This is a genomic window from Azospira sp. I09, from assembly GCF_009177135.1.
Lineage (GTDB): Bacteria > Pseudomonadota > Gammaproteobacteria > Burkholderiales > Rhodocyclaceae > Azospira > Azospira oryzae.
On sequence record NZ_AP021844.1, the window covers coordinates 2,005,325 to 2,019,044 of the forward strand.

The 13,720-nt window shown below is 53.0% G+C and carries 15 protein-coding genes; 9 read left to right on the plus strand and 6 right to left on the minus strand.

Features of this window, described 5'->3' with window-relative positions:
• The first annotated feature begins 430 nt into the window (after positions 1 to 430).
• Positions 431 to 919: a 3'-5' exoribonuclease gene (locus AZSP09_RS09285; RefSeq protein ID WP_152089860.1), complete on the plus strand. Its 489-nt coding sequence runs from the start codon at positions 431 to 433 to the stop codon at positions 917 to 919.
• Between the two features lie 73 nt (positions 920 to 992).
• Entirely contained in the window at positions 993 to 1,442 is a 450-nt protein-coding gene (locus AZSP09_RS09290) for an HAD domain-containing protein (RefSeq protein WP_152089861.1), read from the plus strand.
• A 30-nt stretch (positions 1,443 to 1,472) separates the two neighbouring features.
• On the opposite strand, the gene AZSP09_RS09295 is transcribed toward AZSP09_RS09290, so the two are convergent.
• Complete coding sequence (locus AZSP09_RS09295; RefSeq protein ID WP_152089862.1) at positions 1,473 to 1,709, minus strand: helix-turn-helix domain-containing protein; 237 nt, start codon at positions 1,707 to 1,709, stop codon at positions 1,473 to 1,475.
• A 137-nt stretch (positions 1,710 to 1,846) separates the two neighbouring features.
• On the opposite strand from AZSP09_RS09295, the gene AZSP09_RS09300 reads away from it, so the two are divergent.
• Positions 1,847 to 2,224: a hypothetical protein gene (locus AZSP09_RS09300; RefSeq protein ID WP_152089863.1), complete on the plus strand. Its 378-nt coding sequence runs from the start codon at positions 1,847 to 1,849 to the stop codon at positions 2,222 to 2,224.
• Between the two features lie 401 nt (positions 2,225 to 2,625).
• On the opposite strand, the gene AZSP09_RS09305 is transcribed toward AZSP09_RS09300, so the two are convergent.
• The 3 genes from AZSP09_RS09305 to AZSP09_RS09315 form a co-directional block, all read right to left on the minus strand.
• Positions 2,626 to 3,882 carry a hypothetical protein gene (locus AZSP09_RS09305; protein ID WP_014236166.1) on the minus strand — a complete coding sequence of 419 codons (1,257 nt, stop codon included), beginning with the start codon at positions 3,880 to 3,882 and terminating at the stop codon, positions 2,626 to 2,628.
• A gap of 142 nt (positions 3,883 to 4,024) precedes the next feature.
• Positions 4,025 to 4,528: a Cu(I)-responsive transcriptional regulator gene (gene cueR, locus AZSP09_RS09310; protein WP_232058772.1), complete on the minus strand. Its 504-nt coding sequence runs from the start codon at positions 4,526 to 4,528 to the stop codon at positions 4,025 to 4,027.
• Positions 4,473 to 6,692: a heavy metal translocating P-type ATPase gene (locus tag AZSP09_RS09315; protein WP_152089864.1), complete on the minus strand. Its 2,220-nt coding sequence runs from the start codon at positions 6,690 to 6,692 to the stop codon at positions 4,473 to 4,475. The genes cueR and AZSP09_RS09315 overlap by 56 nt, the downstream gene beginning before the upstream one ends.
• 178 nt (positions 6,693 to 6,870) lie before the next feature.
• Between AZSP09_RS09315 and AZSP09_RS09320 the strand changes: the two genes are divergently transcribed.
• Positions 6,871 to 7,080, plus strand: coding sequence for a heavy-metal-associated domain-containing protein (locus AZSP09_RS09320; RefSeq protein ID WP_014236169.1), 210 nt, complete (start codon positions 6,871 to 6,873; stop codon positions 7,078 to 7,080).
• Positions 7,081 to 7,095: 15 nt separating this feature from the next.
• Here AZSP09_RS09320 and AZSP09_RS09325 read toward each other — a convergent pair whose 3' ends face one another.
• Both AZSP09_RS09325 and AZSP09_RS09330 read right to left on the minus strand, forming a co-directional pair.
• Positions 7,096 to 8,463, minus strand: a complete 1,368-nt coding sequence (locus AZSP09_RS09325; RefSeq protein WP_152089865.1) for a heavy metal sensor histidine kinase — start codon at positions 8,461 to 8,463, stop codon at positions 7,096 to 7,098.
• Positions 8,460 to 9,137, minus strand: a complete 678-nt coding sequence (locus tag AZSP09_RS09330) for a heavy metal response regulator transcription factor (RefSeq protein WP_014236171.1) — start codon at positions 9,135 to 9,137, stop codon at positions 8,460 to 8,462. The genes AZSP09_RS09325 and AZSP09_RS09330 overlap by 4 nt, the downstream gene beginning before the upstream one ends.
• A gap of 146 nt (positions 9,138 to 9,283) precedes the next feature.
• On the opposite strand from AZSP09_RS09330, the gene AZSP09_RS09335 reads away from it, so the two are divergent.
• The 5 genes from AZSP09_RS09335 to AZSP09_RS09355 all read left to right on the plus strand — a co-directional run bounded on the left by AZSP09_RS09335 (position 9,284) and on the right by AZSP09_RS09355 (position 13,711).
• Complete coding sequence (locus AZSP09_RS09335; RefSeq protein ID WP_232058773.1) at positions 9,284 to 9,910, plus strand: c-type cytochrome; 627 nt, start codon at positions 9,284 to 9,286, stop codon at positions 9,908 to 9,910.
• Between the two features lie 84 nt (positions 9,911 to 9,994).
• Entirely contained in the window at positions 9,995 to 10,441 is a 447-nt protein-coding gene (locus AZSP09_RS09340) for a DUF411 domain-containing protein (RefSeq protein WP_232058774.1), read from the plus strand.
• A 21-nt stretch (positions 10,442 to 10,462) separates the two neighbouring features.
• Positions 10,463 to 10,804, plus strand: a complete 342-nt coding sequence (locus tag AZSP09_RS09345; protein WP_152089867.1) for a copper-binding protein — start codon at positions 10,463 to 10,465, stop codon at positions 10,802 to 10,804.
• 52 nt (positions 10,805 to 10,856) lie between these two features.
• Entirely contained in the window at positions 10,857 to 12,128 is a 1,272-nt protein-coding gene (locus AZSP09_RS09350) for a TolC family protein (protein WP_014236175.1), read from the plus strand.
• Positions 12,125 to 13,711: an efflux RND transporter periplasmic adaptor subunit gene (locus tag AZSP09_RS09355; protein ID WP_152089868.1), complete on the plus strand. Its 1,587-nt coding sequence runs from the start codon at positions 12,125 to 12,127 to the stop codon at positions 13,709 to 13,711. The genes AZSP09_RS09350 and AZSP09_RS09355 overlap by 4 nt, the downstream gene beginning before the upstream one ends.
• Positions 13,712 to 13,720: the final 9 nt, after the last annotated feature.

Sequence of the window (13,720 nt, forward strand, 5' to 3'; positions counted from 1 at the left end):
CGACAAACTTTCCCACAGTTCTCTTACCGTCCAGTTCCTGGATCATCAATCCGGGTTTATCCTCACACCCAAAGTACAAGGGAACTCCCTTCTCTCTGGGCAGCTTCACCCCTGGCTGAAGCAAGGCGTGCCGAGCACGCTTTAGGGCAGCCTGTCCCTCTTTGATATTGGCCTTTTTGACCGCCTCAGGTGGCGGAGTGACCTCCACGGTCACAGAGCCAAATGTGATGGATACCGTCCCCGCCTCACCTGGTAGTCTCGAAGACCTTGTTCGCTTTAGACTTGGCTTCATGTTTAATTCCCCATATGGCGCTACCGATCACTCTATTCGCATCTTTTGCGGTCAACGGCTAGCGCTTTTACGCTCTAATCGTAGCTGAATCCCCGATTCCTAGGGGTCGCAGCAGTGGTTTGAATTCAACGCTCAGCCATGATTCTATTTTTGGACACGGAATTTACTGACTTTCACCAACCTGAATTGATCTCCATCGGGTTGGTCAGTGAGTGTGGTCGCCATGAGTTTTATGCTGAGTGCAGTGAACTTGATCTGACACGCTGCAGTGATTTCGTTCGCTCGGCTGTTTTACCGAGGCTTGGCCGAACAGGCCCCCTCCCGGGGCTACTGGATCGGACTGCTTTGGGGGTAGAACTTCAGAAGTGGCTTGAGAAGGTCCATGCCCTTGATGGCGGAAGAACGATTTCGGTGTTGTACGACTTCGACACAGACTTTGATTTGTTCCGCCAAGCGCTGGAGGTTCCCTTGCCAACCTGGCTGGAGGGGGCCAATGTCGCAGACGAGGTTAATGCTATTAGCTGGGCCAGGAATGGGCTGGAGGAATCTCAAGACGCTCACCACGCCCTACATGATGCGCGAGAATTGCGTTTAGATTGGCTGGAGGCCAAAGCCAAAGGTCAATAGTGTTGAACCACCGTGGACACGGCATCGGACCTTGAAGCATCCTCAATGCAAAGTTCTCTCCCGGACTGAGACCATGATCCTCTTCCTCGACTTCGACGGTGTTTTACACCCCTTCTTTCCGAGAAATGATCGTTCCGATGCTGAGAACCAGTTCTTCTCTTACCTGCCTCGCCTGGAGGCGGTGCTCCGGGACTTCCCAGAGTGGAAGGTGGTGATCACAAGCTCTTGGCGGGAGAACCGTCCCTGGGAGGATGTCATCCGCGCTTTCTCCCCCGACATCGCTGAACGCATCCTCGGCCCAACGCCGGTCATCAAGGCGAAAGAGCATCCCTATCCACTTCATCCCAGACACGATGAGGTGCTGGCATACCTTCAGGAACATGACCTCCTAGAAGTCCGTTGGATCGCCTTGGACGACGACCCTCGGTTGTATCCGGCCGACTGCCAGAACTTGCTTCTATGCGATGACGGATTCAGAGAGGCAGAGGAAACCGCGCTGAGAGCGGCAATGGAACTGCAATAGGCTGAACACCCCAAAGCAGCGATTGGCCTCTCATAGGTCAGAATCCGACAGCGGAAACTCCATCAACACAGCCGGAGACACCTCCAGCGCCTGGGCCAACTTGCAAATATTGACCAGCGCAATATTCCGCTGCCCCCGCTCGACACCGCCCAGATAACTGCGAGCTAACCCACTCTCTAACGCCAGCTTCTCCTGGGACCACCCACGACTCTTCCGGACCTTGGCCAGGTGTTTGCCAAACGGAATTCTCGGATCGAAGGTGTCCATCTTTCCCGGAGCCCAAAAGGGAAAGATGCTATGAATTCAACCACTATGAGACGACGCTATATGAGTGACAATTTCCACTTCGCATGCTAGTTTTGTCACTCATAGAATTCATTTCTCGTCTGTGAGTGCAAAAAAATATGAATCTTTCCGTTTGGAAGCGCGCCTTTCTCACTTTCATGATGGCAACTGCCGTCTCCGCTCAAGCCCACGAGCGGGACATCGCAGCCGCTGCCAAGCGGTTCTTCGGGTTACAGGTCACCGCTGTTCATGAATCCCTTATTCCGGGACTCTATGGCATCAACACCAACCCCAATGAAGTCGGCCCCCGGCTATTCATGGATGACAAGCTCACCGTGTATGGGAACTTCGCGACCGGTTATACCCACCTGGAAGGTCCGGCGAAAGGCCGGGACCTGACTCCTTTGGAAGCCCAGGACCTTTATCGCTCCATGTTGGCGAGTCTGCCGAAGGACAAGTTCATCACCTTGTTTCCGGACAATAGTTTCTTGAAATGAAATGGAGAATCTTGAAACTAAATAAAAACAAGGAGATAGCCGTTTTGCTGCAAAAATGAGCTGATGGTAGTAAATAAAGTCGGCCGGACAACAATGGAAAAGAGGCCCCGCAATTGCGTGGCCTCTTTTTCATTTGGTTGCCATAGCTCAATCGATATCGCCCCGAGTGAAAGGCTTCAATGTGGCTACTATGGTTGCGTTACTTCACTAGCTCCGGCTGCTTTATGTGTGATGAGTGCATTATTGCTTCGATGATGTGGCTACAAAGCCGGAAGGGGTCATGTGGCAGTTATGTCGAGAGATCGTTCGCTTACTGGCACGTATGCCCGATGACCACGATGTGGAATGTTGGGGGCTAGACTGCACTTGGTCAGGCGTATCCGGATTCCCCACTGGACGGCTCAAACGCAACAGCGGCAGGCCAACTTGTCTAGGATATGATGGTTATCGCCAAGTTTGCAGAGGGACTCAAAATGCCGATCGAGCTCTTCAAAAAGGATGTATCCCAAGGAAAACTCATCAGGTCGCTGGAACATCGGGCGTTTCAGTTGATCAACAATCTCCCGCTCGCGGGCCGCTGGCGCCACTAGATAAAGATGTTCCTCCTTTCCCGGAATGGAAAGGGCCATATCGGTGAGGCGCAATATTCCGGAATAGATGGAGGTACTTTTTTCAACCTCAAAGGCGGCGGCAATCTGCGCCTTCCCCTTGTACAGCCAAAGGACATCGATCAGTTCCGCCGTAGCGTGCACCTCCGGAGACAATCCCAAGTCTGGAAGGTGCTCTAGGCAGTGGAATCCCAGCGGGCGGCCTTGGTATTGCGCACTACGGTCATTGCGTGCGACCAAGACGTCATATCCCAGGGTACGCCCTAGTTCAGAAAGTTGGTGCTGAACCTTGGTGTGCAGCCGTTCCTCCACAACATCCTGTTCAACCTGTGCGTGCCGTTTGCGGCGACTTTTCTCCAGTTTTTCCTGCTCCGCAGCCAAAGTCTGCTGGCCATTAGAATCGGGGGCCAAGCGTCCTACCCCGATCTCAAACAACATGCCACTGAACGCGCCAAGATCCTTGGAAAGTGTTCCAAGCGTCGAATTGGCTTCGATGATCGTCTCGCGCATTTCCAGGTAGCTGTCCCAAGACCCTAACTTCTTCTTGGCCTGAAAGAGGGCATTGAAACCGTTGAGCATCGCCGTATTAAATGGCGGAAACAGTGTGGGATGAAGAAAGTAGAGGATATTGGCGACCGCTGGCCCCAGGCCCTTGATGCTGCGGCCGGCAAGCTTCAAAACTTCCCTTTCCAGAATCCGGATGTCGGCGGTTTCCAGGCAGGCGAAGAGAAATTCCCCGAACGCCCCCTTATTTTCATCGTTCTCGTAGATATCCGGGATGCGAAGCTTAGGCTTCCAATAGAAGGGATGGGCCGCCCCTTCAAACACCTGCTTTTGCTCAGCAATACAGCTCAGCACAAATTCCAGCGATGATCCTTTGAAGTCGTTGGGGAAACGCTTCTGCTTGATGTCTTCGACAACCGTACCAACACCGCGCCGGATGCTTCGAAACGCTTTGAGGCGATCTTCACTACTAACAAACCAAGTGTTGTAAACAGACTCGGGGTCAGCCTTATAGGCTTGCGCTATGGGCAGGAGAAGTTGCTTCATGACGAAGCATTATGAAAGGGCGGAATTACTTTTGCTAGTACAAAAGGCAATCAGAACGCCTCATTCCCCTAATTACCTAGGCGTAGTTCCATGCATTTGACCAATTCCTTGGCTCAGCGCATTTCCCTCAATCGTTCTGAAGCTACGGCGATAGACTAAGACCCGTCATGGAAAGATGGTTACTATCGCCAGCCAGTTCTTCCAGGATGGGGCAATCGGGTCGGTGATTTCCTTGGCAACAACTGACTAGATGCTGGAGCGCCTTTTTCATTGCAAGAAGCTCTTGGAGCTTATTTTCGAGCTCGTCTAGATGCTCCTTGGCCAGGGCTTTTACCTCGCGGCTGGTACGGTCTCGGTTCTGCCAAAGACTTAGCAAATTCCGAATTTCATCAATGGAGAATCCGAGATCTCGAGATCGACGAATAAACTGCAGGGTCCGGATGTCAGCTAATCCGTATTGGCGGTAGCCCGCCGCAGTCCTACTGGCCGGTGGCAACAACCCTACACTCTCATAATGACGAATCATCTTGGTCGAGATGCCGGCGGCCTTTGCTACCTCTCCAATATTCATTTTAGCTCCCTGGCTAGATTCAATCAGGATGTCTGATATCACTGGCGCTACGCCAGCGGCGAAGTAATAGCGCATTCATTACTACGCTAACACTACTGAATGCCATCGCTGCCCCTGCAACAACAGGACTTAGCATTCCGGCAGCTGCGAGGGGAATACCGAGGATGTTGTAAGCAAAAGCCCAAAAAAGACCCTGTTTGATTTTTCCGTAAGTGCGGCGAGAAACATCGAGAGAATCGGCAACCAGGCGGGGGTCTCCTCGCATTAAGGTGATTCCGGCTGCCTGCATCGCCACATCGGTCCCAGTGGACATGCTGAGCCCAACATCAGCGGCGACCAAACTGGGAGCATCGTTCAGTCCATCTCCAACCATTGCCACAACGTATCCACGGTCACGGAGGTCCTGAATGATTGAGGCCTTATCCTCTGGCAACAATCCAGCCCAGACTTCATCAATACCCAGATTCTCGGCAACGGCGTTGGCGCTTCCCTGATTATCCCCAGTCAACATCACTGTTTTGATGCCTAGCTTATGCAAGTTGGCCACCGCTTGGTAAGAAGCACCTTTCACAGCATCACCAAAAGCTAGAAGGCCCAATGTCTCTGTTTCATTTCCGCGGCTACGAAGTAGCCAGGAGATAGTTCGCCCTTGCTTTTCAAGGGCAGCCGCACGTTCCAGTAGTCGAGCGGGGGCTGTTCCAGACTCCAACATTAGTCGGGTGCTACCCAGCATCAGGATTTCCCCACCAACTACTCCTTGCACTCCACGTCCAGGAAGGGCTTTGGCATTCACCGTGTCGGGTACTGCTAGTCGTTGTGATTTGGCCATTTCCAGGGCAGCATGGGCCAAGGGGTGGTCACTGGTCTTTTGCAGCGCAGCCGACAACTGAAGGATGTTGTTCTTGTCCATGCCTTCAACAGCCTCGACAGCGACCAGCATTGGCTTTCCCTCCGTCAATGTTCCCGTCTTATCAAAAGCAACGGCTGTCACCGAGTGGGCAATTTCGAGTGCTTCAGCGTCTTTGATCAGGATGCCATGTCGGGCCGCCACACCGGTACCCGCCATTATTGAGGTAGGGGTGGCAAGGCCAAGGGCGCATGGACAGGCAATCACTAAGACTGTTACCGCATTGATCAATGCGACCTCCCAGTCCGCCAGGAGTAGCACCCAAACGATAAATGTCAGTATGGCGATGGAAAGGACTACTGGTACGAAGACAGCGCTGATTCGATCAACGATACGCTGAATCGGAGCTTTGGCTGCTTGCGCAGATTCCACCATCCGGATGATGCGGGCTAGAGTGGTTTCTGTACCGATGGCGATGGTTCGCAGAACCATTAATCCTTCACCATTCACCGATCCGCCTGTCACCTGATCACCAGGAGCCTTCGCGATAGGGAGGCTTTCTCCGGTAATCAGAGCTTCATCGACGTGGCTTTGTCCATTGATGACAGTCCCATCCACTGGGATCCGCTCTCCTGGCCGTACCACCACCTTGTCTCCGATTGCAACTTGCTGGACAGGAATAGAGACTTCCTGCCCTTCTATCAGGACGCGAGCCACCGTTGGGCGAAGTGCGTTAAGGGACCTTATAGCGTCGGTAGTTTGTCGCTTGGCTCGTGCTTCCAGCCATTTCCCCAGAAGCACCAAAGTGATGACAGCCGCAGATGCCTCAAAATAAAGATGGGGCATTCTGGTATCTGCATTTCTCCAAAGCAGATACACCGATAAGCCATAGGCAGCAGAAGTTCCCAGGGCCACCAATAGGTCCATATTGCCGGCACGGGCCCGAACTGCCTTCCACCCGGCCCGGTAAAACCGTAAGCCCAGCCAGAACTGAACGGGGGTTGCCAAGGCAAGTTGCCACCAGCCATCCAACATCCATTCCTTCCCCAGGAGCTCAAGCAGCATCGGTGCAAGTAGCGGAAGTGTAAGGACGATACTAACTGCGACCGGCCACCATTCCGGAAAACGTCGCTTCACAGCGGGAACTTCTCCAGCTGTCTCGGGGCTGGCGGCATACCCGGCTTTCCCAATGGCTGCGGCAAGCGTGGCAAACGATACGTCGGGCAACGTGATCACCGTCGCCTTTTCAGAGGCCAAATTTATTGAAGCCTCTTGCACTCCAGGCACCTTTAAAAGGGCTTTCTCCACCCGGGCGACACAGGAGGCACAACTCATCCCGTCGACTAAAAGGGTGTGGTTCGTAGTGCGAATAGTTGAAGTAAAGGCAGACATGGAACTCTCCAGAAGCGTTATAGCGCCTATGCTGAAGATTTCCATGGTGGGAAGGTCAACGGTTCAAACTAAAAAAAATCGACTTCATCCAAATAGCGACATCACGGTGTTGACCTTCCCCCTGTAGGAAGGAAGAAAGTGGTCAGGGTAACTTCCCAAAAAATGAAAGGAGAAAACCGTGATTACCTTCAAAGTTGATGACATGACCTGTGGCCATTGCGTCAGTAAGCTCACCCAGGCGCTTCGGGATCTGGACAAACATGCCAAGATCACAATCACTCTGGAACAGCATCTGATATCTATTGAATCAGTAAGCGTTAGTGTTGAAGAGGTGGAAGGTGCAATTTCTGAAGCTGGCTATATGCCCCTCAGGGTCGAGAATGCTTAAGTAGTGGCAGGCTGCTTACTGCTGAATAGACGGCAGCCGTAGTTCAAAGGTTGTCAATCCATCCTCAGAGCGCACCGTCGCATTGCCTCCGTGGGCGCGCAGGATAGATCGCGTAATAGCGAGGCCTAAGCCGGCTCCTTCGGAGTCCCGTTGCCTTGACGGATCGGCCCGATAAAAGCGGTCAAATAACCGAGGAAGATGCTCCGGAGAGATAGTTTGGCCTGTATTGCTAATGCTGATAGTTGCCATTCCATCGACGTTTGTTAGCAACACGGCAATGACGCCACTCCTAGGGGTGTGTCGGAAAGCATTGGATAGCAAGTTGCCAATAGCTCGCCGGAGCATCAACCTATCACCTGCTACGGAAGCCTCTCCTTTGATGGATAGGGTTACGCCCCTTTCATCTGCCAGAGCTTCATAAAACTCCAGTAAGTCATCGGTTTCCTCACGCAAGTTCAGCAGCCCAAGTTCCGGCACGACTAGATCGTTTTCAGCTTTAGCCAGAAACAACATATCTGCGATGGTTCGGGAAAGCCGCTCGAATTCTTCGGAGTTCGATACCAATACCTCTCGATATTCCTCGGCAGTGCGAGTTTTCGATAGTGTGACTTGTGTCTGGGTAAGGAGGTTACTAACTGGTGTGCGCAACTCGTGTGCAAGGTCAGAGGAAAATTCGGAGAGTCGACGGAAGGACGCCTCAAGGCGACCGAGCATTTCATTTAGCGTCCTAGCTACTTCCGCAAGTTCGATGGGGAAGTCTTCTGCAGTCAGCCGGCGGTCTAAGTGGTCGGCCGTAATCCCCGCAGTATCGCGGCATATTTCCCGTAAGGGGGAAAGCCCCCCTCTGGCAGCCAGCCAGCCGAATAGACCACTAGCTATCGCGGCCAAGGCGACTAAGCCCCAGAACGTCTTATTGAAAGAGTGCATGAAATGTTCATGGACTTGCAATTCAGTGGAGACTGCAACGATGGCACCTCCGGTAACAGTGCCGGATATGCCTCGGAAAAGCTGCCCATCTTCATTTCGCCAGAGCTTAGGGTGAGTTCTAAGGTCAGTGCCTGGCGCCTTCATGATCGATGGGAAATCAACACTGCCATGGGAATAAATCGGCTTGCCGGAAGCATCCCAGATAGCTACTGCCAGTCCGTGATGTCCAACCAGTGCTGCGTCCAGTCGGTCACTCAAGGCACTCTGACTGTGTTCCCATAGAGCATGGCTGACGAGCTCGAACTTCCCCACCAAAAGTTCTGTGTCCATTTCTTCAAAGTGGCGCTCAACCAGAGCACCTACCGCTAGCCCAAGTGTAGTCAGCACCAGGGCGGAAACAACAGTAAAAAGCAGTGTTAGCCGAAGCGTTATAGACTTCTTGCCTAAGGGCTTCATTCCCCATCCTCCAGCACATACCCCATGCCTCGTGCTGTCCGGATCAGCTTTAGCTCGAATCCGTCGTCCACTTTGGACCGCAAGCGACGAATGGCGACCTCAATAATATTGGTGTCGCTGTCGAAATTCATATCCCAGACCTGGGATGCGATGAGGGATCGGGGCAGCACCTCGCCACGTCGGCGTAGCAAAAGTTCCAGTAAGGAAAATTCCTTGGATGTCAGGTCGATCTTTCTCCCTCCACGAGTGACCCGACGCCGGCGAAGATCCAGTTCCAGATCTGCAATTCGCAAAACATCATCCTCGCGGGCCTTTGTACCACGGCGCAAAAGCGTTCTAACTCTAGCGAGCAGTTCTGCAAAAGCGAAGGGTTTTACGAGGTAATCATCCGCCCCCAGTTCTAGGCCTTTGACCCGGTCATCCACCGAGTCGCGAGCAGTAAGGAAAAGTACGGGGATTTCCTTGCCGGCCTTACGGATTCCTTGCAATACCTGCCATCCATCAATACCGGGAAGCATTACGTCGAGAATGGCCAAGTCATAGGCTTCAGTTAGGGCCAGATGTAGTCCATCGAACCCATCCCGAGCTAGGTCAACTACAAACCCGGCTTCTGAGAGCCCCTTATGCAGATAGTCACCTGTTTTGGGTTCGTCTTCTACGACCAGTATCTTCACATCACTCTCCTGAAGGTCGAATAGGCGCATTGTGAGGCTGAAATCACCCAGAAAGCATCCGCATTACATAAATGTAATGTTGATGTCAGTCCCTCGTTATGCGGCATCTACCAGAATCCTGGCTACTCCTAAATAACTGCATTCCAATGCAAAAGCCCTTTCTTACCGTCGTAGGCGTAGCTGCAGTATTTGTAAGCGTGGTCGGAGCATCCATCAGCATGGGGTTTCCCTCCTTTGCCGCGGATGAGCCCCATTCTGAGTTAGTGACATCTCTCATCACTTATGCAAGAGAGCGTTCCATTAGCCGAGAGGTTAAAGGAGTAGATGTTCCTGCGGATCTAGGCTCTCCTGAACGAGTCCGCCGTGGTGCAGGGAATTACGAGGCCATGTGCGTCGACTGCCATCTATCCCCCAGTGCTGGAAATAGCGAAATCCGCCAAGGGCTATATCCCACTCCGCCCAATCTATCGGTAGTGCGAGAAAACGCCCATGACCCGAGTTCTGACGCCCGGGACTTCTGGATCATCAAACATGGCATCAAGGCCTCCGGCATGCCTGCCTGGGCAAAAGGAGGGATGGATGATGCAGCTATTTGGGATTTGGTTGCTTTCCTGAATGTCCTCCCCACGCAATCTACCGATAGTTACCAGCAACTGGTGAGTGCCAGCAACGGCCATTCTCATTCTGGAATTCCGGATGCCCATGGTGCCAGTAGTGGTCCCAGCCACCATTCGGTAAATGAACACAGTCCAGGCCACGTACATAACCATTGATTACAAAAATGTAATCTGCGAGTCAGCCAACTGTAGGGGACGAGTCCTCAAACTGGGGACTTACAACGCAGGAGCTAGACAGTTATGACCCTACAAATGACATTTCGGCAGTTGCTAATGGTCGCCGCTGTAGCGGCTTCCGGTGCTGCTTACGCGCAAGCCGCTACTCATGTTGAAGTCTTCAAGAGTCCTTACTGCGGTTGCTGCAAGGAGTGGGTTGAACACATGCGTAAGGCAGGTTTCGATGTAACAACCCAGAATGTGACCGACGTTCCTGCTGCACGCAAGGCAACCGGAATGCCCGAAAAATTTGGCTCCTGTCATACCGCCAAAGTTGGCGGCTATGCCATTGAGGGCCATGTTCCTGCTGCAGATGTTCAGCGCCTTCTTAAAGAAAAGCCAAAAGCCATCGGCCTTGCTGTCCCCGGGATGCCCCAAGGCTCTCCGGGTATGGAGACTAATCACCCGCAGCCGTATGACACCCTACTCGTCATGCCTGACGGTAGCTACAAGGTTTTTGCCAAGCACTGAGTTCATAATTAGGAGATTGACATGAAAAAGATGATTGTTCCGTTTGTTGCCGTTGCTCTGCTGGGGCCCGCTATTGGTATGGCAGCATCTGGCCATGATGATCATGGCAGCCACGGTGGAATGCACATGGACGCCACTCAATCTGCCCTGATTGATGGCATCGTCAAAAAGGTGGATAAGGCAGGTGGAAAACTGACGGTATCGCATGGTGCTTTGCCGAATGGAATGCCTCCTATGACTATGGCGTTCCTGGTCAAAGATGCATCTTGGCTTGGCAAGGTGAAGGAAGGGCAAAAAATCCGCTTTGCCTCAGAAAACATTGATGGGGCGATGACCATCGTTCGCCTGGAGCCTCAAAACTAGGTGACTCTAGTTTGAGCGCGGTGTAATCGGAAACTTCCACGAGGGTCCAAACATGAAATCAATAAAAACCTCGCGCAACATCCTGTGCGCCGCGCTTATTGCAGCCTGGAGCATAAGTGCCGGAGCCCAGGTTCAACCGGGCAGCACGGTGGAGAGCCTTCTCTCGATTGCTCGGGAGAACAATCCTGAATTTGCCAGCATGCGCTACGAAGCCGATGCCGCGGCGGAGCGGATAGTTCCGGCAGGGGCCTTACCCGATCCCCGGCTGCGTACCGAGTTGATGGATATCACAAAGGGGGGGGCTCAGAGCCCAACGCTTGCCCCCAACCGTGTTGGTACGGCTCGTTATACCCTGATGCAGGATGTTCCGTGGTTCGGTAAACGCGATCTCAAACGTGAAATTGCAGAACTAGAGGCTGCTGGGGCCAAAGGGCGTGCTTACGGCGTCTGGAGCGAGGTTTCTGCCAAAATCAAGACGACCTATGCCCAGCTGTACTATCTAGCTCGCAATGAAACCCTGACCCAAGAAATATTGGATCTTATGGTTCGCTTGGAGCGCATAGCTCGAGTTCGCTACGCAAACGGATTGGCTGCCCAGCAGGATGTTATTCGTGCTCAGGTTGAGCAAACTGCAATGCGCAATGAACTCATTGCCCTGGAAACTGAGCATCACCACCTTACTACCCGGATGAATGCTCTGCTCGGACGGCCGGCATCGGCGTCCCTGGCATCTCCCGAGATCCTGCGCCCTTTACCTCCGCCGGCCAAATTGGATTACGCCAGTTTAGTAGAGCGGGCCGAGGCCAAGAACCCGATGCTCTCGGCTGAAGGGCATCGCATCAAAGCCGCCGAGAAGAGCCGAGATCTGGCTTACAAAAATCGATATCCCGATTTCACCCTGGGTCTTGTTCCCAACCAGATGGGAAATGATGTGAAGCAATGGGATTTGATGTTCGAAATCAATATCCCATTACAACAAGCCAGCCGCCGTGCCCAGGAGCGTGAGGCAGAAGCAATGGTTTCGGCTAGTCGTGCCCGACGCGAAGCAACTGCTAACCAACTGCTCTCGGATCTTTCTGAGAGTTTGGCAGCGCTGGAGGCTGCGGTACGGACGGAGCGTTTGTCGACAGACAACCTACTGCCACAGGCTGAATTGACATTTAAGGCCGCCCTCGCTGGTTATGAGACTGGCAAGGTGGATTTCACCACGTTGCTGGATGCCCAGCGCCAAATCAGACAGGCCAAACTCAACCAGATTAAGTCCCGTGCCGAGGCTCAAGTACGTCTGGCTGAGGTAGAACGTATTCTCGGAGAAGAACTATGAACAAGGGAGTCATTTCAGTTGCCGTAGTTGCTGTTCTGGCTGCAGGTGGTGGGTATTGGGCAGGACAGAATAGTGGAAATGCTCCCCATGCCCACGACACCGTGGCTAGCCCCACTGACTCTGGGAAGGCAGAGCGGAAGATTCTCTATTACCGCAATCCGATGGGTTTGCCGGATACCTCCCAGGTACCAAAAAAGGATCCCATGGGGATGGACTACATCCCGGTATATGAGGGGGAGCAGGACGACGAGCCGGCATCAGCAAACCAAATCAAGATCAGCACGGAAAAGATTCAGAAGCTGGGTGTTCGAACCGAAGCGGCGACCCTTGAGAGTCTTGATAAGGTGGTTCGGGCTGCTGGCAGAATCGAACCCGATGAACGCCGCACTTACGCTATTTCTCCAAAATATGAAGGCTATGTCGAACGCCTCTATGTGAATGCGACCGGACAGGCGGTTGGCAAGGGACAACCACTGTTTGAGGTCTATAGCCCTGAACTGGTCTCGGCACAGCGGGAGTACGCAATTGCTTCCCAAGGGCTAGAGAGCATGAAATCTGCTGATGACGCTGCCCAGTTTGGCATGCGTCAGTTAGCCGACTCCAGTCTGACTCGCTTGCGGAATTGGGATATTTCTGAGGAACAAGTCAAATCCTTGACCAAATCTGGCGATGCCAAACGTACGCTGATTTTTCGTTCTCCTGTTAATGGCATTGTGGCTGAAAAGAAGGCGGTTCAGGGAATGCGCTTTGCTCCAGGGGATGTGCTCTACCAAATTACTGATTTGGGCACCGTCTGGGTGATTGCTGATGTCTTTGAGCAAGATATTGGATGGGTGAAGTCCGGTGCCAAAGCGAAAGTAAAAATCAACGCTTACCCTGAAAAGACCTTCGAAGGGACCGTTTCCTATGTGTATCCGACCTTGAAGGCAGATACACGGACCATTCCGGTTCGGCTCGAACTCCCCAACCCTGGCAATCTGCTGAAGCCCGGCATGTTTGCCCAGGTAGAACTCCCCACTATTGCCAAGGGTGCTGTAGTCACTATCCCGAACTCGGCCGTAATTGATAGTGGTACCCGGCAAATTGTTCTGATCCAGGCGAAGGAAGGTCGATTTGAGCCGCGTGACGTAAAGCTTGGTGCCCGGAGTGAGAACCGGGTGGAGGTAATCGAAGGAGTTCGGGAGGGTGAGCAGGTTGTTGTTGCAGCCAACTTCCTCATTGATGCGGAAAGTAACCTCAAGGCTGTAGTCGGTGGATTCGGTCATTCCGGCCATGGCAGCTCCTCTCCTGGTGCAGGCCAAGATAAGCCTGTAGGCGTTGGCTACAAGGCAGAGGGCAAGGTTGAAGACCTTGATGCTAAAGCAGGGACCGTGATGCTTGCCCACGGGGCAATCCCGAGCCTGAAGTGGCCTGCCATGACGATGGAGTTCAAGGTGGCCAATCAATCTCTGCTCAAAGACCTCAAACCTGGGACCCCCATCAAATTTGAGTTTGTGGAGCGCAGTCCGGGAGAATGGGTTGTAACCACCATTAGCCCCGTTGCCGCTGTCCCAGTCCAGGCCAATCCTCACGCTGGTCACTGAGAAAAATAA

Excerpts from the sequence above, each read along its gene's own strand:
- AZSP09_RS09295 (WP_152089862.1), bottom strand. The coding sequence starts at position 1,709 with ATGGACACCTTCGATCCGAGAATTCCGTTTGGCAAACACCTGGCCAAG.
- AZSP09_RS09355 (WP_152089868.1), top strand. The coding sequence starts at position 12,125 with ATGAACAAGGGAGTCATTTCAGTTGCCGTAGTTGCTGTTCTGGCTGCA.
- AZSP09_RS09300 (WP_152089863.1), top strand. The coding sequence starts at position 1,847 with ATGAATCTTTCCGTTTGGAAGCGCGCCTTTCTCACTTTCATGATGGCA.
- cueR (WP_232058772.1), bottom strand. The coding sequence starts at position 4,528 with ATGCGCTATTACTTCGCCGCTGGCGTAGCGCCAGTGATATCAGACATC.
- AZSP09_RS09350 (WP_014236175.1), top strand. The coding sequence starts at position 10,857 with ATGAAATCAATAAAAACCTCGCGCAACATCCTGTGCGCCGCGCTTATT.
- AZSP09_RS09335 (WP_232058773.1), top strand. The coding sequence starts at position 9,284 with ATGCAAAAGCCCTTTCTTACCGTCGTAGGCGTAGCTGCAGTATTTGTA.
- AZSP09_RS09305 (WP_014236166.1), bottom strand. The coding sequence starts at position 3,882 with ATGAAGCAACTTCTCCTGCCCATAGCGCAAGCCTATAAGGCTGACCCC.
- AZSP09_RS09340 (WP_232058774.1), top strand. The coding sequence starts at position 9,995 with ATGACCCTACAAATGACATTTCGGCAGTTGCTAATGGTCGCCGCTGTA.
- AZSP09_RS09285 (WP_152089860.1), top strand. The coding sequence starts at position 431 with ATGATTCTATTTTTGGACACGGAATTTACTGACTTTCACCAACCTGAA.
- AZSP09_RS09345 (WP_152089867.1), top strand. The coding sequence starts at position 10,463 with ATGAAAAAGATGATTGTTCCGTTTGTTGCCGTTGCTCTGCTGGGGCCC.
- AZSP09_RS09290 (WP_152089861.1), top strand. The coding sequence starts at position 993 with ATGATCCTCTTCCTCGACTTCGACGGTGTTTTACACCCCTTCTTTCCG.
- AZSP09_RS09315 (WP_152089864.1), bottom strand. The coding sequence starts at position 6,692 with ATGTCTGCCTTTACTTCAACTATTCGCACTACGAACCACACCCTTTTA.
- AZSP09_RS09325 (WP_152089865.1), bottom strand. The coding sequence starts at position 8,463 with ATGAAGCCCTTAGGCAAGAAGTCTATAACGCTTCGGCTAACACTGCTT.